This window comes from Sphingomonas endophytica, assembly GCF_014199415.1.
GTDB classification, from domain to species: domain Bacteria; phylum Pseudomonadota; class Alphaproteobacteria; order Sphingomonadales; family Sphingomonadaceae; genus Sphingomonas; species Sphingomonas endophytica.
The window spans coordinates 104,774-128,404 of record NZ_JACIJN010000008.1 but is presented as its reverse complement, the minus strand read 5'-3'; the positions used below and the strand labels follow the sequence as shown (position 1 = coordinate 128,404).

6 protein-coding genes and 2 pseudogenes are annotated in these 23,631 nt (G+C 68.0%); all 8 read right to left on the bottom strand.

The window, feature by feature from the left end; genetic code table 11:
* Window positions 1-7 precede the first annotated feature (7 nt).
* The 8 genes and pseudogenes from FHS97_RS12730 to FHS97_RS12695 all read right to left on the bottom strand — a co-directional run bounded on the left by FHS97_RS12730 (window position 8) and on the right by FHS97_RS12695 (window position 23,626).
* Window positions 8-340, bottom strand: coding sequence for a hypothetical protein (locus FHS97_RS12730; RefSeq protein ID WP_184038333.1), 333 nt, complete (start codon window positions 338-340; stop codon window positions 8-10).
* Window positions 337-657: pseudogene (locus tag FHS97_RS17730) on the bottom strand (DNA/RNA non-specific endonuclease); the annotation flags it as partial. The pseudogene FHS97_RS17730 and the gene FHS97_RS12730, both read right to left, overlap by 4 nt.
* Complete coding sequence (locus FHS97_RS17280; protein WP_343053451.1) at window positions 594-1,808, bottom strand: hemagglutinin repeat-containing protein; 1,215 nt, start codon at window positions 1,806-1,808, stop codon at window positions 594-596. The pseudogene FHS97_RS17730 and the gene FHS97_RS17280, both read right to left, overlap by 64 nt.
* 100 nt (window positions 1,809-1,908) lie before the next feature.
* Complete coding sequence (locus FHS97_RS12720) at window positions 1,909-2,322, bottom strand: Imm70 family immunity protein (RefSeq protein WP_184038331.1); 414 nt, start codon at window positions 2,320-2,322, stop codon at window positions 1,909-1,911.
* Between the two features lie 286 nt (window positions 2,323-2,608).
* The gene (locus FHS97_RS12715) at window positions 2,609-3,880 is read right to left on the bottom strand and encodes a hypothetical protein (protein WP_184038328.1); all 1,272 of its coding nucleotides are present in this window, start codon (window positions 3,878-3,880) and stop codon (window positions 2,609-2,611) included.
* Window positions 3,881-4,239: 359 nt separating this feature from the next.
* Entirely contained in the window at window positions 4,240-4,575 is a 336-nt protein-coding gene (locus FHS97_RS12710; protein WP_184038325.1) for a hypothetical protein, read from the bottom strand.
* A pseudogene (locus FHS97_RS12700) lies at window positions 4,575-21,884 on the bottom strand (two-partner secretion domain-containing protein). Before FHS97_RS12700 ends, FHS97_RS12710 begins: the two are co-directional and overlap by 1 nt.
* Complete coding sequence (locus tag FHS97_RS12695; protein WP_184038316.1) at window positions 21,884-23,626, bottom strand: ShlB/FhaC/HecB family hemolysin secretion/activation protein; 1,743 nt, start codon at window positions 23,624-23,626, stop codon at window positions 21,884-21,886. The pseudogene FHS97_RS12700 and the gene FHS97_RS12695 overlap by 1 nt, the downstream one beginning before the upstream one ends.
* Between the last annotated feature and the right edge of the window lie 5 nt (window positions 23,627-23,631).

Here is a 23,631-nt window from a genome sequence, read left to right as displayed (position 1 = left end):
CATCAGATCATTCTTCATACTTAAGATTTAGAGTAACCTTTCCTGTCTCGCAATTTACAGTCAAGTAAAAAACTTTCCACTCACCTGCATCACTTGCAATAAGAAACTCTTTATGCTTCTTAAGAGACTTCAAAATATCGAGACTGTCAATTCCGTTAGTTATCCTAAAGCTAATCTTCTCTCCATTCTTACTAATGTATTCGCACATTCTTGTTGCAACATCTCCTTCCTTAGAAATCAGAAAATTTGCCTCCATCTGAACCTCTCTGGCGTCACCTGGAACGTGCCGAAGAAGAATTCTGACAATGTTTTGCATCGCCTCAATGTCAGCGGTAGTCACCATTTCCCCCCTGGAGAATTAGAAAACTCCTTTTCGGCATACTTACATCCGTCTATTCGGTAATTAACCTCAAAAGAGGAGGGTCGCTTGCTATTATCCGTATAAACCGGTTTGATCGCAACCTCCACTTTCTTGTCATTCTTAACTGCATCCTGCCATTCCTTCTCCATTGTCCGCCATACCCCGCGATTGAGGTTGGCATCCATGGGCACGAGATTGATCGCCTCTCCGGGGCCGCCCAGTACCGTCGGGATCAGATGCCCGCCATCGTCCTTGTCCAGCCCGCATTTGCCCGCCTTGCATTGCTGATGGTTATTGCGATCGTTTTTGGACGTCTCACGACTGAGCGTCGCCTCGACCTGTCTGACGCGGCCTGCTGCACCAGCGCGCCGGCATTCGCGCCTTGCGTGTCGCGGCTCAGGATATCGGCGGTCCGCCGGCTCGCCGCATCGCCGCTGGTGATGGTGATCGCGCCCGGCGCGATCGCCGAGCGCGTCACCCCCGCTTGCCCGTCGCCCGCCCCCATCGCCAGCGGCGCGGTCGCCGTCAGTGTGCCCAGCCCGCCCACCTGCATCCCCGGCAGCGGGGTCGCGCCATTGGGATCGGCCCGGCCCTGCCGGTCAGCCCCGGGTCCGCCCAGCCCGCCGCCCAGCGACGTCTGGCTCGCCCGCCAGCTTTCGTGATTCTCCAGGTCGACTGCCTGCAGCGTGCCGGTGGTCAGGCTCTTCTTCGACGGGTCCGCCGTGCTCGCGATCACCGCGCCGGTGAGCGACGTGTCGCCCGCCACCCGCAGCCCGAAGCCCTGGTCGCCCGCGAAGATCCCCGACTGTTCGGCGACGCTGGCGAAGTCGCCCTGCTGCCGCCCGTTCGACAGGTTGCCGCTGACCGACACCTGCCCGCCCGGCCCGACGCTCGCCCCCGCCGCCACGCTCGTCGAGCGCGCCCGGTAGCTGCTCGTGTCCTGCAGGCTGGTGATCGTCAGGCTGCCGACCTCCCCCTCCACGCGCGTGCCGCGCACGATCGCGCCGTCCAGCGTCAGCGCCCCCGGCGTCAGCAGCGTCACGGTGCCGCCCGCGCTCAGCACCGTCTCGGCGTTGTACGTCTCACTGCCGCTGTAGCTGCCGTTCGACGCCGACACGCCCAGCGACACCGTCGGCCCGCCCAGCCCGGGCTTGCCCTTGTCCAGCCCCAGCTTCCACGTCGCGCCCAGCGTCACCCCGCTGCTCCGCGACCTGCCGCTCTGCCGGTCGGTCTCCGTCGCAGCCGCCAGCGTGACCCCGCCGTTCGCCGCCAGCGTGAGGTCATGCCCCACGTCGAGACTGGAGCCGCGTATCTCGAACGTACCGTCCGCACCCGCGCCGTCGGCGACGATCGTCACGTCATGGCCGCGGATCGTGCTGCCGACCACCGTCTCGCCATGCGCGCTATCGGTCGCGCGCGATCGGGAAATGCCGAAGCTCGCCCCCACCGCGACACCCAGATCGCCCTTGCGCACCCAGCGTCACGCCAATGCTCGACGTCTTGGTCGCCAGTTCGGCAGCGGATGACGGCCTGGAAGCAGGTCCGAGCTATTGGAACAAGATCGGTAGCTTCCGCTCTACGCTTATTCGAGCTAGCCCCATCAATCGATCCAAGAGAGGCTCACCATCTATATCGAAGAAGCTTTCATAAAGGCTGGCCGGTCGTATTCCGAACATCTTTGCAACTCCTGTCTTCCAACCATCGCCGAGGGGTTCAGGCGGCAACTCCATGAACCTCTTAGCGATCAAGACAAGTTCGGATTGCAGAAGAGCAGATTCTTCCGGGGACCATAGCCCGTCGCAGTCAGAATGGTTCATCAACGTGGGGCAGCGCGAGCCCGCAACGCCGCCTTCTACATGGGTCGAAACAGCGGAGCGAAAGGTCGCAAAATCAGCATACGACCCCACCTCCACACCATCAATTTCTTCGTCGCCATCAAAAATAGCAAGATAAAGACCCATTAGATCGCCCTTATACTAATATTGCGTAAGTTAGATTTAATAAGCGCCTTTAGTGAAGTACTAATCTTACACGATTTTGGAACCTCTATCACCAGCTTTACACCCTCTTGGGTTGCACGATATAGAAGAAGGCGTATTTGGTAAGTGGGTCGTAATGATGATACATTCTTTATGAGATACAGGTTGTTATTTGCTTCGATGTCTGGTCGCGCACCTCTTGCAACATGCCTCTTAGTCATAATGAATTCCATACGCGCTACCTCCCGACGCTTTAAAAAGACACTTATCACTTCGGCCTTACAACGGAGACACCCCATCTATTAAGATAGCTTTGAAAGCTGGGGTTAATAGGCCTCGTAGTCTCTATCGTCGAAGGTGTATCCGCCTTCAAGAATTTATAAGTTTGGAGCCTAAGTTGATAGCTTGAGTCCAGCATACTCGAACCAGCCTTGATTTCCAGATTTCCGCCTATAGTTCCATCGAAAATTGTGCCTACCGGCAATCCACCGTCAGTGAATTTAGGTTCACCAACGATCACCTTAAATGCATCACTATCCATATCGGCCTGGGTGGGTCTCCATATCGTATTATTCTTGGGCACGCCGAGTTGGGCCAATCGATCGATCTCGTGATTGACGCCTCCACGAAGCGGACCAGTGATGTCGAGCGCACCCTCAATGTCCGGCAAACTCAAAACTTCGCTGGTACCGGCACCACCGATCCGCGTACCCGTTGCTACTTCGGGGCCGAGGAATAACGAACCGATGGCGAGGGCGCCATCTCCGGCAGTAGTCGATGGGATACCACCATTCGAGACCGTTGCGATCGGGCGTCCGACCATCGTATCGACTGAACCCAATATGGGCGAGAAGACATATTGAACAGCGCCACCGCTGATCGAAGCGAGGCCGGACAACGTGTTCAGATTGGCGGCAACTCCATCTCCACTCGTATATACGCTGTCATTGTTGAGCGTGGCCCAACCATCCTTTATCGACGCGACGCTGCCATTGACCCTTTGGAAATAGTCGCTCCGTAAATCGTCGAGGAACTCCGAGGCAGCGTTCGATAGCGTGCTGCCCAAATCCTGAGCTTGCACCGCCTTGTCAGACGCCTGACCGTAAAGCGTGGCCAGCTTGTCGAGCGACGCATCTGCGTCGGTCACGCACGCGGTCCCCGGGGCTGCCTTACAGGCTACGTATTCATTGTAGGCCGCAACAAGCTGATCGACGGAAACATCTTTCGCGTCGGCGATCGCCTTCACAGCGGCGCCGAAACCGCCCGGGTCCCGCTTCGTCAATTCCTCGATCGAGAAGGGAACCGGGCGGGGCGGAACCGCCTTCAGGCTTCCGTCCGCCATCCGCTCGGAATTGTTCTGCGTCTCGATCTGCGCGCTCGTGACCGCCGCATGCGCATCGAGCCCCGCGCCCGTGGCGACCGCCGCGACCAGCGTCGACACCAGATGGTCGCGCGCCTGCTGCGCCTCCAGCGTCAGCGGCTTGCCGTCCCTGTCGGTGGCGGTGGTCGCCCCGCTCCTGAGCAGGTTGTTGAGCACCACCGCCGCGGCCGCGCCCAGGCCTGCGCTGCCGCAATCGCCCGCGCCGCCCGCCGCAGCCCACCACCGCCTGCAAGGCCGCGCGCGCCGTCTCGCGCCCGGTGCCGCTGCCGCCCAGCCCGTCGGCGAGGTGCTTCGCTTCCGTCGTCGCCAGCCCCTGCAGCACGTTCACCGCCGAGGCCCGGGCCAGCCCGCCCAGCGATCCGGTCACGTCGCCACCCGCCGCGCCCGACAAAGCGGTGGCGATCAGACGCGCCGGGCTCCCCGCGCCGTAATCCTTGCGCAGCCCGTCCGCTTCGCCCTTGAGCCGCTCGGCGCTCCCCGCATCGCCCGCGGCGGCTTGCTGACTTTCCTATATCAGATCATTCTTCATATTTAAGATTGAGAACAATTTTCCCCGTCTCGGGATTTATCGTCAGGTAAAAAGTTTCCCACTCACCCATGCCGTTTTCAATGAAGAACTCCTTATGCTCCTTTAGTGACAAGGAAATGTAATGACTGTCAATTCCGCTTGTCAGTGGAAAACTGATTATGCCTCCATCTTCATTTAGATATTTGCACCTTGTTGTTGCAACATCCCCTTCGTCTGAAATTAGGAAGTTTGCTTCAAGGTAGACCTCTTTGGCATCATCTGGTGAGCTTCGAAGTACAAGTCTAGCAATATTTTGCATTGCCTCAATATCAGTAGTGCTTTTCATTATCCACCTGAATTATTAGAGAAGTTTCTTCCAACATATTCACCTCCATCTATTCGGTAATTTACCTTAAAAGAGGAGGGGCGTTTAGTATTATCCGTGTAAACCGGTTCGATCGAAACCTCAACTTTCTTGTCATTCTTGACGGTATCCTGCCAGAGCATTTCCATTGTCCGCTATGCCCGGCGATTGAGGTTGGCATCCATGGGCACGAGATTGATCGCTTCTCCGGGGCCGCCCAGCACCGTGGCGATCAGATGACCTCCTTCGTCCTTGTCCAGCCCGCATTTGCCCGCCTTGCATTGCTGATGGTTATTGCGATCGCCTTCGGACGTCTCACGACTGAGCGTCGCCTCGACCTGTCTGACGCGGCCCAGCTCGTCCGTCGTATAGGTGAAGGCGCCATCCACCTTGTAGATCGTGTTGGGTGCCGGATTGTTGAGCTCCTTGCTCCAGCCTCCCTTGCCGCCCGACGTGACCTCCACCGTGTTCAGCGGCGGTGTGGCCGCATTGGCGGCGCCATCGCTGTCGGGCGCCGTCGTCACAAGCGGCGCCACGGCGTTCGCGACGATACCGCCCGCGAGCAACCCGGCCCCGGCGACGGTGCCAAAGCCCTCCGGTGCCGATGTGGTGACCTCGGTGGCGCGGCGGATCGGCTCCACGTACGGCGCAAAGAGCTGCCCGCCCGGCAGGCGGGCGAGCGCGGCCACCTGATCGGGCGACTCGCTGCCCACCAATCCTTCGAGCAGCCCGGTCGCGCTGGCGTCGGGCAGCGATGCGGCGGGTTGCGCTCCTTCCGCTAATGCCGGCTTCGTTTCGCCGTCGCGCGTGCCAGAGGCGATGCCGTGATGCTGCTGGGCCTGGACACCGGAGACGGCAGCGCTTGCCGCTGCTCCAGCTTGCGGCGCCGCTGACTCCAGGCACGCACCTTTTGCGCAATCATAGCCGTCGAGCGCGGGGTCGCTTCCGGGCACCAGCCGGAAATCGTCGTAGGTCTCGGGTGCATCCTTGTAGCGCTGGAACCGCGACTCGATCGACTGTTTGCACTTTTCGGTGGTGCAGCCGGCGAGCAGTTTCTCGTACAAGGCCTGCCCGCGCGGCCCGAGCGTGTTGTTATAGACCTCGCCCGCCGCGCTCGTCGCTACCGTGGCCGGGTCCAGCCCCGCCGCACTCGCGGCACCGGTAACGACCGTCTCGATCAGTCGCGCCGCAGCCTGCTTGTCGGCCATGGTCGCGGTCGGGGCGACACGCGTCACCACGTCACCGATCAGGCTCGCACCCGCCCCGCCTGCGGCGCCCGCGTTGCAATTGCCGCCGGCCGCGATCGCGCCCGCGCAACCGAGCAGTCCGTGCAGGCCCGCCACCTCGACGGCGGTACCGAAGTCATCGTGCCTGTGCGCAACCTCGCCGATCAGCCGCGCGCCTTCCTGCTGCGCGACGTTGACTATCGCGCCGCGCACCAGGCCGCCGAGCGAGCCGCCGATATCGGAACCCGCCGCGCCGTTGATCGCGGTGAACGCGAGCCGCCCGGTGCCGCCCGCGCCCCAGAGCGCATAGGGGTTGGACTTCGCGTCCTCGTCGGGATGCGTCCTGGTCCATTGGTCGGCCTTCGCCGACTGGGTGCTCAGGAACGCATTCGTCTCCGCCGCCAGCACCTGCGCGGCCTGGAAGCCCTCGGCGATCTCCTGGCGCTTGGCGTCGGTGAACTGCTGTACCAGCGCGCCGGCATTCGCGCCTTGCGTGTCGCGGCTCAGGATATCGGCGGTCCGCTGGCTCGCCGCATCGCCGCTGGTGATGGTGATCGCGCCCGGCGCAATCGCCGAGCGCGTCACCCCCGCTTGCCCGTCGCCCGCCCCCATCGCCAGCGGCGCGGTCGCCGTCAGCGTGCCCAGCCCGCCCACTTGCACCCCCGGCAGCGGGGTCGCGCCATTGGGATCGGCCCGGCCCTGCCGGTCAGCACCGAGTCCGCCCAGCCCGCCGCCCAGCGACGTCTGGCTCGCCCGCCAGCTTTCGTGATTCTCCAGGTCGACCGCGTGCAGCGTGCCGGTGGTCAGGCTGTTCTTCGACGGGTCCGCCGTGCTGGCGATCACCGCGCCGGTGAGCGACGTGTCGCCCGCCACCCGCAGCCCGAAGCCCTGGTCGCCGGCGAAGATCCCCGCCTGTTCGGCGACGCTGGCGAAGTCGCCCTGCTGCCGCCCGTTCGACAAATTGCCGCTGACCGACACCTGCCCGCCCGGCCCGACGCTCACCCCCGCCGACACGCTCGTCGAGCGCGACTGATAGCTGCTCGTGTCCTGCAGGCTGGTGATCGTCAGGCTGCCGACGTCGCTCTCCACGCGCGCGCCGCGCACGACCGCGCCGTCCAGCGTCAGCGCCCCCGGCGTCAGCAGCGTCGTGGTGCCGCCCGCGCTCAGCACCGTCTCGGCGTTGTACGTCTCGCTGCCGCTGTAGCTGCCGTTCGACGCCGACACGCCCAGCGACACCGTCGGCCCGCCCAGTCCCGGCTTGCCCTTGTCCAGCCCCAGCTTCCACGTCGCGCCCAGCGTCACCCCGCTGCTCCGCGACGTACCGCTCTGCCGGTCGGTCTCGGTCGCCGCCGCCAGCGTGATCCCGCCGTTCGCCGCCAGCGTGAGGTCATGCCCCACGTCGAGACTGGAGCCGCGTATCTCGATCGTACCGTCCGCACCCGCACCATCGGCGACGATCGTCACGTCATGGCCGCGGATCGTGCTGCCGGCCACCGTCTCGCCATGCGCGCTATCGGTCGCGCGCGATCGGGAGATGCCGAAGCTCGCCCCCACCGCGACGCCCAGATCGCCCTTGCCGCTCTTGAGCGTATCGGCGAGATCGGCCGCCGCATTGTACGTGTTGACCGCCGCCGTGCCCCCGGCCAGCCCCGCCACCGCCGCCACCCGCTCGTTGCGCGTCGAACCGGCCAGTTTCACCATCCCGACCAGATTGGTCGCGCTCTGCACCAGCTGACCCTGCGCACCCAGCGTCACCCCGATGCTCGACGTTTTGGTCGTCGAGTTGCTGTCGCGCGTCTCGAGCGCATCGTCGATGCGGACCGACTTGCCCTGCAGCAGCAGGCCGTCGCTGCCCGCCACCGTGCTGCCGGTGATATTGAGCGCGCCCGCGCTGCGGATCGTCACCTTGCCCGAGCCCGAGCCGACCACCGAGCCGGTCTGCGTCACATCGGTCACGCCACCGGTGGTGCTGGTCTTGGCGACCCCCAGGAACAACCCGCCGCCGCCCAGCGAGAAGCCGCTCTTCTTCACCGACGAGCTTCTCTGCTCGGTATTGGTGGTGGCCAGCGCCCCGATCGTCACCGGCCCGCCCGCCGACAGATTCAGGCCATGCGCGCCCACCACATTCGCGCCGGTGATCGTCACCGCGCCGGTCGTGGTCACCTCCCCGGTGTCGCCCGACAGGGTCGAGGCGACCGCCGTCTCGTTATGGCTGGTCGTGCTGCCGCGCCGGGTGGTCGAGGAGAACAATCCGGACCGCCTCGAGACCGTGTCCACCCGGCTGTCGACCGTGTCGATCACCCCGGTCACGTTCAGGCTGGCGGCATCCACCACCAGCTTGCCCTGCCCGGTCACGTTCGCGCCCGCCACCTGCACCGCGCCAAGGCTGACGAGCGCGATGCCGCCGGCCGCGTCGATGTTCGCCAGCTGGTGGGTGGTGCTGCTGGCGGTGGTGTCGCTGTGGCTCTTCTTGCCCGTCTGCTCGGATAGGCGGAGCGTCGCATGTTCCTCGGCGGCCAGCAGCGAGATGCCCTGCGCGCCATAGAAAGTGATGCCGCCCGCTGCCGGATCGGTGGTCTGCACCGTGCCGCCGGTAACCGTCAGCTTTCCGCCCGCGACGACCGTAATCGGACCCGCGGCGGTGACGCTGGTGCCGACGAAGCGCGTCTCGGTCATGGTGCTGGTGGCGTTGATATATTTGCCCGTGCGCGCCGAGGTGCTGGTGGTCGTCGTCGCGCTGGTCCCGCCGAGCGTGACGTCGCCGACCGCGGCAAGCTGCGCCGCGCCACCGGCAGTCAGCGTCGCGGCGTTGAGGTTGAGGTTGCGGCCCGCGTGGATCGTCATCTCGCCGCCACTCGTGATCGACGCGCCCGTCACCTGTTCGGTGACCTTGTAGCTGTTCGACCAGTGGCGGCCGTCGCGATAGCTCGACGTCGCGCTCGCGCTGGTGGTGGAGACGGTGGTGGTGGTGACATCGCGTCCGGCGTCCAGCCCGAGCCCGGCATCGGCGTGGATGGTGCTGCCGCCGGCGAGCCGCACGTCGCGCGCCGCCCGCGCGATCACCTCGCCACCCCTGATCGTCGCGCCGCTGGCATTGACCAGGTCGCGCCCGGCGCTGGCGAGCACCGTGCCGCCGCTGATCGTCCCGCCGCCGGCGTTGACGAGATCGCCGCCCTTCGCCGCCAGCGCGGCGATGTTCTTCGCCTGGATCGTTCCGCTGTTAGTGATCCCGTCGCTGGCGGTTATCGCGACATTGTTGCCCCCCACTAGCGCGCCGCCATTGATCGCCTTTGGATCGCCCGCTGCGAGATAGACGACCGGCACCAGCACGTCGCGCCCCTCGACCTGACTGTGAACATACCAGACCAGTGGCTCGGTGAGCGCCGCCACCTGCGCCGGGGTCAGCGCGACGCCGAGTTGCAGCCCGAGCCCTTCACGCGCCTGCTCGGCGTTCTTCAGCAGTCCCTGATATTGATCGAGCACCGAGCCGAATTGCTTCAGCTGCGCCTGGCCGGTCGCCGCCTGGACCTCGCGCGAGACCAGCAGCGCCTCGAAGAAGCCGTCGCCGAGACGGGTATAGGTCGTTGGCCGATCCGGCGTGAAATGCTTGAAGAACCAGGCCGAATCATAGAGATCCGCCTCCGATGACAGCCCCGCGGCGCTGTGGAACAGCGCAGCGGAATCGGGATTGGCGTTATAGGTGAATAGCGATGGCGTGTTGCCGGTAAGGTTGAAGCCCGCCAGGAAGCCGCCGAGGAACGTCCCGAATCCCTGATCGGCGAGTGTCGGTGCATCCGCGTCGTTGAGGCTGGAGACGAGGCCATGCACGATCGTGGCGGCGGAAGGCAGCGACACGTCAATCCCCGGAACCGGGGCGAGAAGGCCTGGAGCTACCGTGGCAGCGCCAGATAGCGCCACCGTGCTGAACGTCGCAGTGTCGACCTTGCCGGAAGAGACCGGGCCGACGCCTTGCCCGACGCTAGGGATCGCACCACCAGGATGCATACCTCCCGCATCGACCGCGAGCGCAGACCGCGCGTCCAGCGCCGCGGACAACATACCACTCACGACGCGGTCCGCCCCCGACCCGGTCGAGATCGCGATGGCTCCGCCCGCGGCAAGAACGGCACCGCTGACCGGCGTGCTGGAGAACTCGGCCGCGGCTACGCCATCGGAGCCCGCACGTACCGTGCCGACCACCTGCGCGCCGGCCACGCCGCCGAGGTCGATGCTGTTCCCGGCCGCGATCGGCCCCGCCGCCGAGGCGCTCTGCGTCTTGAGGGCAAGGTTCCTGCCGCTCCCTGCCGCGTGGGTTCCGGTGATGGAGACATCGTCGGTCGCAAGCGCTGCGCGGGTGCGGCTTCCCCGTCCCTCGCGCGCAAACCAGCCCCGGTCGTTCCGCCCCGCCGCGGCGCTTCCCAAGACCGCGACTGAACCGGTCGCCGCCGCGCTTGTGATACTGGCAACGGCCGAAGCGCCATTACCGGTGCTGCCGGTCTGCGGCGTCGTCTGTGACGTGGCGTTCGGCGCGACATGCTCGACCCGCTGCTTGGCGGTGAAAGTGTCCGCGCCGACGAGGTTATTGGCAATGTTGTTGAAATTTTTTGTGTTGATCGTGACTGTGCCGCCGGCCTGGATGATCGTCGGGGCGCCGGGAATGATCGTGTTGATCGCGGTAGAGCCCGAATTTTCAACGAGCAGATCTGAAACGTTGTCGACCTTCGCGGTGGAGGATATGGAAATATTTCCGCCAGCGAGGATTGATGAGTTTCTGTTTATCACGTTTCCATTCCCGCCTCCGATATCAATGCTATTGTTTGAAACAATCTTTGATGACCCACTGTTTTTTTCAGCTAAAATGACGTTTTTTTGAGGCTCTTCATCTGGGTCAGCGGATGGTGAACATGTAGAACGCAAGCCTAGTCCCTTACAATAGATCGGCTCTGAATCTCTCAGTACTTTTCCGGCTTTCGCGGATCTAAGCATTATATATTTTATGGAGTTCAGCAGCTCGCCCCCGGAGAGATTGATTGATATGCCCGCGGCAAGCGACTGTATCGTCGCAGATTGATTGAGCACATCGTGCGCGGTGATGGCGATGTCGCCTTGGGCGAGGATGGAGCCATGCGCGCCATTACCCTGATCGTCGCCGACATAATCGTTGGTGAGCGCGCCGCCGGCGGTCAGCGACATCGTCTGACCGGCAAAGAGCGTCCCGACATTGTAGAGGTCGCCGCTCGCCAGCAGCGTCAGGTTGCCCGAGGTCGCCAGCAGCCCGGAGTTGCGGATATTGGTCGCCTCGATCCGGAAATTGCCTGACGGGGCGAGGCTGCCGCTGTTGACGAGGTCGCCGCCGAGGAACAGCCCGGTATCGTCGGCCTTGAACGCGCCGGCACTTTGGTAAAACTGCCCGTGATCGGCCTGGATCGCCAGCGTCCTGGCGGTGATCCCGCCATTGGTGCCAGTGGCGTCGTTGACGATGTCACTGCTCGACGACTTGAGGAAGATCACCCCGTCCGACCAGATCGCGCCATTGTTGGTGAGCGCGCCGCCGGTCTCCAGATCGATATTGGCCTGCGCGCCGATATCACGGCCGAGCGCGGTGGCATTGGCCGCGCCGCCCCGGGCGGTGAGCGACCCACTGGCGGTGACCGTCGCGGTCGCGGCCGTCACGCTGATCCGGCCGTTCGAGGTGGTGGCGCCGGCCAGCGTAACACTGCCGGGCGGAACCGCCGAAGGGTCCCCTTCGGCGGCAAGCAGCGTTGGCGGTACGCCGGTTGCGGTCAGCGATACCTGGTTCTGGCCAGAGTTGAAACCGGCAAGGCGGAGCGCCGAGCCGGTAAGCGCGAGATGAACACCCGCCACGAACTGCGACGCGGCGGTCGAGTTCACCTCGCCGCTGACCTGGACGCTGAGGTCGTTGCCCGCCTGCATCGATCCGGTGAGCATCAGCCCGGGCTCGCCTTGCAGGATGACAGGGTTGGTGCTGCTGGTGAAGCGCAGGTCATGCCCGGCGATCACGCCCAGCGTCAGCGGATTGCCCGCGCTATCGACCGTATAGCGCGCGTCGATCAGCGCAGGGGCCGCGCTCAGCGTCATGTCGTTGCCGGCGATCAGTTGCGCCGATCTCTCGGCGACCAGCGCGCCGGTCATGGATAGCCGCAGATCGCGCCCCGCGCTGATCTTTCCCGCCAGCCGCGCCGCGACCGGCAGGCTGCTGCGTTCATAATCAATACCGTTGACCGTCACCGTGCCGGTGTCGTTCGCCATATCGCCGGTGTCGAAGGCGAGGTCGCGTCCCGCCTGCACGAACCCGCTGCCGCCGATCGCCAGCGTGCCGCCGCTCAGCGACAGGTCGTTGCCCGCGACGAGCTGCCCGTCGATCGTCAGCGCCCCGCCGCCGGTGGTGGTGATCGCCACGTCCTGCCCGGCGGCGAGCCGCCCGGTCGCGCCGATGCTGGTGCCGCCGGCGCTGAAGGCGATGCCGCCATGGGTCGCGACCAGCGCGCCGGCGAGGTTCAGCCCCGACAGCTTGCCGAGCTTCACGTCGCCGAGATAACTGGTGAGCGTCCCGCCGGCGGTGACGGTAAGCGCCGACCGATCGCCGCCATAGCCGGCCAGCGTGATATCGCCATTGGCGACGCTCGCGCCGCCGATCGTCGCGGCGTCGGCGGTGATGCCGAGCGAGCCGGTCGCGGAGAGCGTACCGAGGCTCGCGGCGCTCGCCGCGCGCAGCGTGACGTTGCCGCCGTCGATCGCCGGCGTATCCTGCACGCCGCCCGCCCAGGTCCCGCTGGTGGCGGCCAGGGTAAGAACGGTGCCGCTCTGCAGCGCGATCGCCCCCCGTGCGGTGAGCGCGCCGCTCGAGGTGAGGTCGCCGCTGGTGGTGATCGCGAGATCGCCGCCGGCTGCCACCATACCGCCATTGGCGAAGCTGGCGCCGGACAGGGCGATGGCGCCCGCGCTCTTCACCACGCCGCCGCTCGTCACGCTGAGCGTCGGGATCGACCAGGCGATCGCGTCGCCGGCTTCGGCGGCGCCGCTGATCGTCACGCTGCTCGCCGTCACCGCCAGCGTCCGGTCGGCATGGAGCAGCCCGGCATCGGTGATGCCCGACGCGGTCAGCGACATCTTGCCGCCGCTCCCGTCCGTCGCGGCGGTGGCGACGATCGCGCCGGCATTGGCGATCGTATCGGCGCGCAGCGTGATCGACCCGCCGCCGGCCGCCGCGCCCGAGCCCCCGGCGAAGATGCCGCCGCCCGCCTGATTGCCGATCGCGCCGCCGTTCACGCCGAGCGACAGGTCGCCGAGCGCGACGAGATCGCCGGCGGAGACATAGCTGCCGGCGGTGTTCGCATCGCCGAGGGTGAGCGCGATATCACGGTTCGATTGCAGCAGGCTGCCCGCCCCCAGCGTCAGGCTGGTCACCGACGCGGCGAGGCCGCCGTTCGCCACCGCCTGCCCGCCCGCGAGCAAGGTGACGGCGGGCGCGTTCAGTGTCAGCGTGCCCGCCGCATAGACGCCGCCATCCTGACCCAGCGCACCGCCCAGCGTCAGGCTGGCCCCGCCGAGCGTGACCGCCCCATTGTTCGAGATGATCGCGCCGGTGAAGATCAGCGCGCCGCCGCTGGTCAGCGTGATGCTGCCCTCCGGTCCGCCGTCGCCCACCGTGCCCGCGACGATCGCGCCCTGGTTGGTCAGCGCGCCCGTTGCGGAAAGCGCGACGGTCCCGGCCGCCTCCACCTTCGCGCCGCCCGCCAGCGCGAGATCGCCGCCACGCGCGGCAAGCGCCACCCCCGCCGCGCCGCGCGCATTGGTCGTCCCGCGCAGCGTGATTCCGCCGGCGATATCCGCGACGATCCCGCCCGTGGCCGACAGATGGTTGCTGTCGAGGCGCGCGGCCGTGATGCTCAGGCTCGCTCCCGCCACCGTGCCGTCATTGACCAGCCCTGCACCGGCACGCAGCGTGGCGTTGCCCAGCGTGCTGACCGCCAGCAGGGGCGTTGTGCCCGCGCGGTCCGCGCCGACATAGAGGCTGCCTCCGGCGTCGAGCGTGACGGTGTTGTTCGCCGCAAGCACGCCGCGCATCTCAATGTTGCCGCTGCCGGTGAGCGACAGCGTCCCGTCCTCGCCGGTCCCGGTGGCGGTCAGGCGGGCGTCGGTCGACAGGCCCAGGTCCCCGCCCCTGGCGGAAACGGCGATGGTCCCGCCCTCCACGATGCCGCTCAGCGCGAGCGCGCCGGAGGCCGTGCGGATCGAGACGGTTCCGGGCGCGAAGACGCTGCCGCCGATCGTCGCGCTGCCGGCGCTCAGGTCGACGCCGCTCCCGAACAGCGTGCCGGTGCTGGACAGCGTCTGCGCGGTCGCCGTGAGGCTGCCGGTCGCGGCGAGCGAGCCGGCGTTGTCGAGGGTGTCACCGGCGGTGAGCGTCAGCGTTCCGATGCTGCCGGACTGTCCGTCGGTGGCGCTGACGCCGGCCTGCAAGGCGCCGGTCGCCGCCACGGTCAGCCCGGCGTTGGCGCGCACGGCGAGCGCGGAGGCGGCGACCAGCGTGCCCGCCAGCGTGGCTTTGCCGGCGGCGTGCAGATCGATCGACCGCGCCGCGACCTGCGCGCCCTGGGCGAGCAGGATGTCGTCGCGGGTGCTGACGAGCGACAGCGCGCCATTGCCGCGGATCGTCCCGTCCAGCGACAGGCCGGCGCCGGTCAGTTGCATGTCGCCCAGCGCATTGCTGGTGCCGCCATAGGTCAGCGCGCCGCCGGCTACCAGACGCAGCGTGCTATTGGAGGCGAGCGCGGCATTCTGCACGAGCGCACCGCCGCTGGTGATCGCCATCCCGCCCAGCCCGGTGAGCGCGCCGCCGAGCATCGCGTCTCCGGCGATCGTCGCAACGATCGCGCCTTGCGCCTTCACCGTGCCGCTGGTGGCGAGGCTGGCCGCGTGGAGCGACAGGTCGCCCAGCCCGACCAGCGTCCCGCCGAGCGTGAGCCCCTGCGCGGCAAGCCGGGCGGTGCCGGTGACGCTGGCGTCGGCCGCCAGTTCGAGCGCGCCCTTTGACGTCACGACCAGATTGCCGCGCGTCAGGAGATGTCCCTCACCGTCGATCGTCCCGGCGGTCAGCGTGCCGGCGAGGCGCGCGGCGTCCGCGCTGTCGATCGTCAGATTGCCGCGGGACTGGATCCTCCCGTCGCCCGAGAGCGTCGCCGCGGACAGCGACAGCGCCTCACCTGCCTGCAGCGTCGATGCGGCGGCGAGCGTGGTCGCACCACCGGTCACCGTCAGCCGCGCTCCGGTGGCAAGGCTGCCCGACACATTGGTCGCGCCGCCCACGACGCTGAGATTGCCCAGCGACATCGTCGCGCCGCTCAGGGCAAGATCATGCGCTGCGGTGAGGTCGAGCGTGTCATTGCCCGTGATCGTGCCGGCAAGCGCAAGCCGATCCGCCTTCAGCGCCGCCGCGCCGATGGCGACGAGCTTGCTGCCGGCAGCGCTGGCAAGGTCGCCGGCGGTGGTAAGGCCGATTGTGCCGTCGGCGTGGACGTCGGCGCCGGCACCGAGCGCGAGCATCGTTCCCGCCGTGACGGACAGCCCACCGGTGGCGAGCAGCTTGCCGTCAAGGGTGGTGGCGTCGCTGCTCGCGAGGTCGACCCGGCCGCCCTGCATGTCGCTGCCCTCACCAAGGGTGAGCGTACGCCCGCCGAGCCGGAGGCTGTCGACCCCGACCATCGTCCCGCCGAGCGTCAGGTCGCGCGCGTCGATCGCGATCGTGGCGGCGGACACCGTCCCGGCGGTGACCATGTCCGCCCCGGCACGCACGCGCAGGTCGGTTCCCGCCGAGAGCGTCCCGCTCTGGTCGAGTGCGCCGCCGACATCGAGGGTAAGCGCCCCGGCGTTCGAGGCGATCGTGCCGGCATTGCCGAGGCCGCTCCGGCTTGTGATTGCGACCGGCCCCGCCGCCGCCAGCCTGCCGAGGCTCGCGACTGTGACGCTGTCGCTCGTGACGGTCAGGGCGTGATCGCTCCAGGCGCCGCCGCGCACCGTCAGCACATGGTCCGCCCATGCGGTCAGGTCGCCCTTGGCGGCGATGGTGCCGGCGATCTCGATCTCGGCGGCGGAAAGCGTGACCGCGCCACCGGCCGCCAGCGAGCCGGGCATCATCACCCCGGCGAGGGCGGGTACGCTGATCGCAAGCAGCGCGGGAGGCGTGGCGTCGGCGGAGGGCGTGGCGAGCACGGGCGCGCCGCCGTGATCGCCACCGCTCGCAGGGCTGCCGCCACTGTCGCCACCGGCGGGGACGTCACCGCCGGCCTTGCCGGTGCCGTTGGAGGGCAGAGTTCCGGCGGCTGATACCTCGGTCGAGCCTGTCGACACCGGTGCGCCGATGCGGAGCCGGGTGATCGCGCGCAACGCCACGTCGCTGGTCGCTTGGATCGTGCCGGTCAGGCTGAGCGTATCGGCATTGGCGGTGATCGACACCGCATGATTGGCGAGGATCTGGCCCGGGATTGAAACGGTCGGAGCCGTCAGCCGCAGCGCGCCGCCGCTCGCCAGCGTGCCGCCGAGCACCGCATCGGCCCCGGCCGTGATCTCGGTCGCGTCGCGGGCTTCGATGCGGCCCGCCAGGGTCAACGCCTGGCTGGCCGTCAGCGTGAGGCCGGCATCGCTGCGTATCCCTCCCAGCGCCGAGAGATTGGCCGTCGACAGCGTCAGCGCCCCTTTTGCGTAACTGGTCGAACCGGCGGTCAACGTGACGTCACCCGGCGTGCTGACGTCCAGTGCACCTTGCGCCGAGATCACCGCTGCCGATCGCAGCCCCGCCGCCGCCAGCAGCGCCTTGCCACCCGCGCGCACGGCCCCGGCAAGGCTGGCGATGCCGGTCGCGCGCAACTCGAGATCGCCCGCGGCTTGCAGGAGCCCGGTGGAGAACAGGTCCCCCGCAACCGTCAGCCCGAGGTCACCGCCCGCTGCGATCTGGCCGCGACTGGCGAACCCCACCGTCGTGGCAAGCGTGAGCGCCTGATCGCTCGCGATCAGCCCGGCATTGTCGAGCCGTGCGAGATCGAGGCGCAACGCCGCCCCGCTCTGCAGTGCCGCGCCGCTGCCGAGCGTGAGTTCGCCGATCCGCGCGTCGATGCCCTGCAGGCCCGCGACCGTGCCGGCCAGCGTGACGCTGTCACCGGCGAGGTACAGCATACCGTTGCTGGCGGTCGGCCCCGCCAGTCCGAGCGTCGGCGCGCTCAGGCGCAGCGCGCCGCCGGTCTGCAACGATCCGCTCGACAGGATCGCAGTGGTTGCCGCGAGCGTAAGACCGGCATCGCTGCCGATGCTGCCGCTGTTGCGCAGCACCGGTGCGGTGAGACTGACCGGCCCCAGCGCCGCCAGCACGCCGGTCTGGTCGAGCGTGGTGCCGGCCGCCAGGTCGAACGCGCCGTTGCCGCTGGCGGTCGCCGCCTGGGTGAGCGCGCCGGCGCTGGTGATGCGCGCGGCGCCGAGCGCGACGATCCGGCCGCGCGTCACGAAATCCGCCGTGCCGGCGATCTCGAGCGCAGCTCCCGACTGGAGATCGGACTCCGCGGTGAAGGCCAGCACCGGCGCATGGATCGTCACCCCGGTCCCCGCCGCGCCCCCGACGCCGCCGCTCGTGCTGCCGGACAGCGTCACCAGCGCCGCATCGAGCGCCAGCGTGCCACCCGCCTGCATCGCACCGTCCTGCGCGATGCGCGTCCCGGCCACCACGCCGAGATCACCCGCCGCGACCATGGTGCCGCTATTGGCAAGCGCGTCGGCGGCGATCGTGATCGCGCCGGCGTTCAATACGCCACGATGCTCGAACAGCCCAGGGGTATCGAGGGTGAAGGCCTTGCCCGCCAGCAGCTGCGCCGTGTGCGCGGTCGACAGGGTCGGCGCGGTCAGCGTCAGGTCGCCGGCCGCCGACAGGATACCGCCGATCTCGGCCGCGCGCGCCACGGACACTTCGCCGTCCAGGGCGGTGAGCGCCTCGCCGGTCAGGTGCAGCGTCGCGGCGCCGAGCGACAGGCGGCCCCGGGTCTGCGCGGTGCCGGACAGCGTGAGGTCACCGCCCGCCACCAGCGCCAGCGCGCCGTTCGCGATCAGGCTCCCCCCGAGCGCCGCATCCCCGGCCACCGTCACGGTGAGGTCGCCGCCGGACTCGACGCTCCCGCTTCCGGTCAAGGTCGTTCCGCGCGCCGTCACCCCGCTGCCGCCGAGCAGCGTGCCGGCAAGGTCGAGCATCGGCGCGACGATGCCCGCGCGTCCGTTGGTCTGGAGCGCGCCCCCGGCCGCGATCGAGAGCCACTCGCCAGCCTCCGCCGTTGCCGAGGCAAGGCCGGTCGCCGTCCCCCCGAGGAGCAACCGGCGGCCCGCAAGCGAAAGCTGGCCCTCCGCGCCGATCTCGCCGGTCAGGCGGATCGTATCGGCGCGCAGCGTGACGTCACCGCTGGAGCGGATCGTGCCCGCCAGCGCCTGCCCGCCCTGCGCGGTGAGCGTGACGCCGGCCCCGGCAATGTCGCCGCCCTCCCCCTGCCGCAGCGCCCCACCCTCCAGGCGAAGCGCGCCGGTCGCGGCGATCGCGGCGCTTCCGGTGTCGAGCAGCGCCGCCGCGCGGATCGACAGCACGTCGTTCGCGCCCATTTCTCCCGCCAGCGCGACATTGCCACCGCCGATCAGGGTGACCGCGCCATTGGCGAAAATGCGCGCATCGCCAGTCGCCGCCAGATCGCCCGCGGTGGTCACGGACAGCGTGTCGCCGGCCTGCACCGTACCGCCTACCGTCACATCGCCGGCCCGGATCGTCAGCGCCTTCGCTGTCGCCAGCGTGCCACTCAAATTCGCGCTTCCCGACGCGGCGATGCTCAGATCGCCCTCCGAGCGCACGGTGCCGCTGCTGGTGAGCGTTGCCGCCAGCGCCGTAACCCCCGCGCGGCCGAGCACGGTACCGGCGAGGTCGAGCGTCGGCGCGCCCAGCACCGCGACCCCGCCCGTCTGCACGGCGCCGCCGGCCTGGATGGACAAGACCTCGTCGGCCTCCAGCGCAGCCGAGGCCAGCCCTGTCGCGGTGCCGGACACCCGCAACCGGCGGCCCGATAGCACGAGGTCGTGCTGAGCGCCGAGCGTGCCCGACAGGTCAATGACGTCGCCCTTGAGCATTGCATCGCCGCGCGCGCCGATGGTGCCGGCCAGCAACTGCTCACCGCCCGCATTGAGCGTCACGTGTGCGGCGGCGATTTGCCCGCGCGTGCCCTGCTGTGTTGACGCGCCTTCAAGGCGGAGCGCGCCTATTGCGGTCAGGGCGGCCTCGCCCGTATCGATCGCGCCCTTGGCCTGGATCGACAAGGTATCGTTGGAGCCGATGGTGCCGCTAAGGGATACCGCGCCGCCTGCGGTCAGCGCGGCTGCGCGCCCTGCCAGTATTTTCGTGGCGCCGGCGGTGGTAAGATCACCGATCGCTTGTAGCGACAGCGTCTCCCCCGCCTGAACACTGCCACCCAGGACAAGTTTGTCAGCGCGTATGGAAAGCGCCTTCCCTGCGAGCAGTGTGGCAGCCAGATCCGCCTTTCCGGTAACTGCAAAGGCGGCGTTACCGCTTGCGGCCCAACCGCCGTCCAGCGTTGCGTCGCCATCCGTGGTCACGGCCAGGTCACTACCCGATCGCACCGTGCCACTGCTCGTAAGCGTTCGGGCCAGTGCCGTTATTCCGGCGCGCCCGAGCACCGTGCCGGCGAGGTCAAGCACCGGCGCGTTCAGCGCCGCAATCCCGCCCGTCTGCACGATGCCGCCAGCCTTGACGGACAAGGCCTCGTCCGCCTCCAGCGCAGCCGAGGCCAGCCCCGTCGCGGTGCCGGACACCAGCAACCGGCGTCCCGATAGCGTGAGGTCGTGCTGGGCGCCGAGCGTCCCCGACACGTTAATGATGTCGCCCCTGAGCATCGCATCGCCGCGCGCGTTGATGGTGCCGGCCAGCATCTGCTCACCGCTCGTGTCCAGCGTCACTTGCTCGCCGACGATCTGTCCACTTGCCCCCTGCCGCAGCGCCCCGCCCGTGAGGCTGAGCGCACCGCTCGCCACCAGCGTGGCGTCGCCCGCATCCAGCACACCCGCCGCCCGGATGTTCAGGGTGTCGTTGCCGCCGATCTGTCCGCCCAGCGCGATCGACCCACCGGCGCTGATGTCGACAGCGCCATTGGCGAGCAGCTTCGCGCCGGCCTGCGTCGTCAGATCGCCCACTGACGCCAGCGCCGCCACGCCGCCGGCCTGCACCGCGCCACCGATGTTGAGCGCGCCGGCACGGATGGCGAGTGCCTTCGCCACCGCCATGCTGCCCGCTACCGACGCGTCGCCGGCGATCCCCAGCGTGCCGTCGCCGGTCGCCGTCCAATTGCCGCCCAGCGCTGCATCGCCGGCTGCGCTCACCACCAGATCGCCGCCTGCCCGGATCGTCCCGCTGGTGGTCAGCGTCGTCGCGCGCAACGACACGCCGGAACCGCCCGACACCGTGCCTGCAAGGTCGAGCGTCGGCGCAGTCAGGCTGGCAAGGCCGCCGCTCTGCAACACGCCGCCCGCCAATACCGAAAACCCTTCGCTGGCGTTGCCCGTCGCGGAGCCGGGCGCGGTCACAGTGCCGGCAACGACCACTTGCCGACCCGACAGCACGAGGCCGCCATTCGCGCCCAACGTGCCGGCCAGACGGAGCACGTCTCCCTCCAGCCGCGCCGTGCCGCCGGTGTTGATCGCGCCCGACAGCGTCTGTTCGGCGAACGTTTGGATCGTGATGTCCGCGCCGCCGATCCGGCCGCCCGTCGCCTGGCGAACCGCGAGCGCGTCGATGCGGAGCCCGCCGCCAGCCGCCAGCGTGGCGCTGCCCGCTTCCACCACCCCGCCCGCGTCGATCGACAAGGCGCCCGTGCCGCTCAGTTCGCCTTTGCCGTCGAGGCCGGCGTAAACTCCCTTGCCGCCCTCGAAGCTGACACCGCCCGCCGCCTCCAGCGCCACCCCCTCCAGCGCCCCCGCAAAGCCGCCCTGCTGCCGGATCGTCTGCCCGGCGAGGCGCAGCTTGCCCCCGGCATAGGTGCGGTCGCCCAGCGTGATCGCGCCTTGCGTCGTCGTGACGGTCGCATCGCCCGACGACGTGGTCGCCGCCAGCGCGATCGCGCCGTCACCGGTGATGATCAGCGGTCCGTCGAGCGACGCCACCGTTCCCTGCAGGTTGATGCCCAGACCGGCTCCGGTGCCGATCAGCCGAATCCGATCGGCGTACATGCCGCCCAGCAGCGCGGAATCGATCGCCACCCCGCTGCGCTGCGTCTCGCCCTCTGCTGCCGCCGTCCGGCTGGCATAGTCGACCGTGCCGCTGCCGCCGGCGACCAGCAGGTCCTTGGCATAGAGGCTGGCGTTAATGTGGGTCGCGGCTGCGATGATGTCGAAATAATCGACATTGCCGGCCAGCAGCCCCTGCCCGGCCAGCGTCACGTCACCGCCCTCGGCCAGCCGGAAGCCGCTAAAGCTGCCGTCGGCCGCGAAGCGCAAGGTCGCCGCCGCGAGGCTGACCCGGCTGGTGTTGACGAAGCCGCAGCCATCGCAGGTGATGCCGGTCGGATTGGCGATCACCAGCGCCGCGCGCTGCCCGAAGATCTCCACCGGCCCGGCCAGCGTGGTGCGCACCCCGCCCGTCACTTCGTTGAGGATCAGCGATGCCGCCTTGCCGCCGGTGAGATTGGGATTGGCGAGCAGCAATCCGCCGATCGCGCTTTTTCCGGTCGTCGGGCTGTTGTCGAAGATCAGCCCTTCCTTGCCGACCGACAGCCGCGTGAAGAGATTGTACGAGGTGCCGTTCGCATCGGGCGTGGCGATGTTGACGATCGGCGTGCCGCCCGGCGTCACGTCCAGCCCCGTGCGGCTGTTCGCCGGCTGCAAGGGCGGCGTGGCCACGGCCACGGTATTCTGCGCCCGCGCCGGCGACAGTGCCGAAGTCGCCAGCACCGACAGGAGGAGCGCACGCAGCGCACCGCGCCGTGCGCTGCGCGGCGCGAAATCGAGAGCGGTCGCCATCACAGCAGGATCCTGATGCTGGTGCTGAACAAGGCCTTGGGGTGACGCACCCAGGCAGGCGCGGTGACCGGTATCGCTGCGGCAACTTCGGCTTGGACGTGCCGGCTGCGCATCATCAGGCCCGCGCTCCCGGACTGGAGCAGGCCGCGCTCGAAATGATCGTCCCGCACGGGGCGAATCGCACCGGCGTCATAGGCCAGATAGCCGGAGAGGCTGGTGGCGAGTTCGGGCTGCGCCCGGGCCAGATCGACGATCCCGAACCCCAGTTGCTCGCGCAGCGCCACCCCGGTCCGCCCGGAGATGCCGTCATCGCGAAAGCCCCGCACGGTCGAGCTTCCGCCCAGGCTCAGGCGATCGGCCGGAAACACGTTGTCGAAGGCCGCCTGCCCGCGCAGCACGAGCGCGTTGATCAACCGCGACCGACCGATCGTGAAAGGAGTCTGCGCCCCGACATCGAAGGTCACGCGGTGATACCGGCCCGTGGCGCCGCCCGGGCCGGTATCGACGGTGTGCGCGCCGAGCAGCCCCAGCCCCTGGTCATAGCCGCCCGACAGGCTCAACTGGGTTTCGCCGAGCCGGCGTTGCCAACGCACGCCGACCGAACCGGAAACGATCCGATAGCTGCTCGTCCGCAGCGCAATCCCCTGGATCAAATTGCGCGTGTCGAGCAGCGACAGGCCCGCGGAGAGCGCGAGCTTGTTCCGCGCGTCGCGGAACATCATGCGATCGAGCGTCGCCGATCCCGTGACGGTGCAGCCACGCGTCGCGAAGCGCAGTCCGTGGCCCGCCAATATCGAATGATAGGCGGAATAGCCCGCCGCCAGCGACAGCGTCCACCAACCGCGCGGCAACGATGCGAACCCGCCATAAGCGGTATTGCGCCGCTCGCGGTCCTTGCTGGCAATGCCCTGGTAATAGAAGGACCAGCTGTCGGCGATGCCGAGCAGCGAATCCGCATCCACGCTGGCGCTCGCCTGCCAGCGTCCGGTACTCGCCGCGCCCTCGTTGTTGATGAGGACTGCAGGGCGGAGCCAGCGCGACAGCGGCTGGCGGGCGATCAGCACCGTGCTGGTGCCAGGCGCAGCCCCCGGTACGATGTCGATCTTCGGATCGCCCTTGGCCATGCGGGCCAGCTGGTCGACGCCCTGTTCCAGCGCGCGCAGGTTCAGCCGATCGCCGGCGCGGGTCGGGAAAGCCGCCCCGATTTCGCCGGCCCCGTAATGTTTGCTGCTACCTGCCCCCTCGATGCCGCCGATCCGTCCCTCGATCACGGTGATCGTCAGCACGCCGGGTTTCAGGTCCTGCGGCCCCACCACGGCGCGCGTTGTGACGAAACCATCGCGAACATAGCGGTCGGTGATCGCCCGCAAGGCGGCGTCGATCGCGTCGGTGCCGACGCAATCGCCCCGCAGCGGCGCAACGACGTCGGCGAAGCTACCCGCGGGATAGCGATCCGCACCGGTCAGCCGCACCTCGCGAACCGCCACGCAGCCGTTGCCGCGCAGCCCAGTTGCGTCCGGAGCCTGGGCCTCTTCCCCGCTAGGCGGGCGCATGCGCGACCGGTCGAACTGTTCTGCCCGGTCGCGCACCTGTTGTTGTTGTTGCTCGAGTATTCGCTGCGCTTCGCGGTCCACCTGCCCGGCCGATTGCGCCGTTGCCCATTGCGGCCAAAGTCCAAAAAGCGATGCCGTGATCGCTCCTGAAATCAACGACTTTATTTCGAGATTAGATGGCCTTTCCATGGCCT

Coding starts and splice junctions, on each gene's coding strand:
- FHS97_RS12720 (WP_184038331.1), bottom strand. CDS start 2,322: ATGGGTCTTTATCTTGCTATTTTTGATGGCGACGAAGAAATTGATGGT.
- FHS97_RS12710 (WP_184038325.1), bottom strand. CDS start 4,575: ATGAAAAGCACTACTGATATTGAGGCAATGCAAAATATTGCTAGACTT.
- FHS97_RS12695 (WP_184038316.1), bottom strand. CDS start 23,626: ATGGAAAGGCCATCTAATCTCGAAATAAAGTCGTTGATTTCAGGAGCG.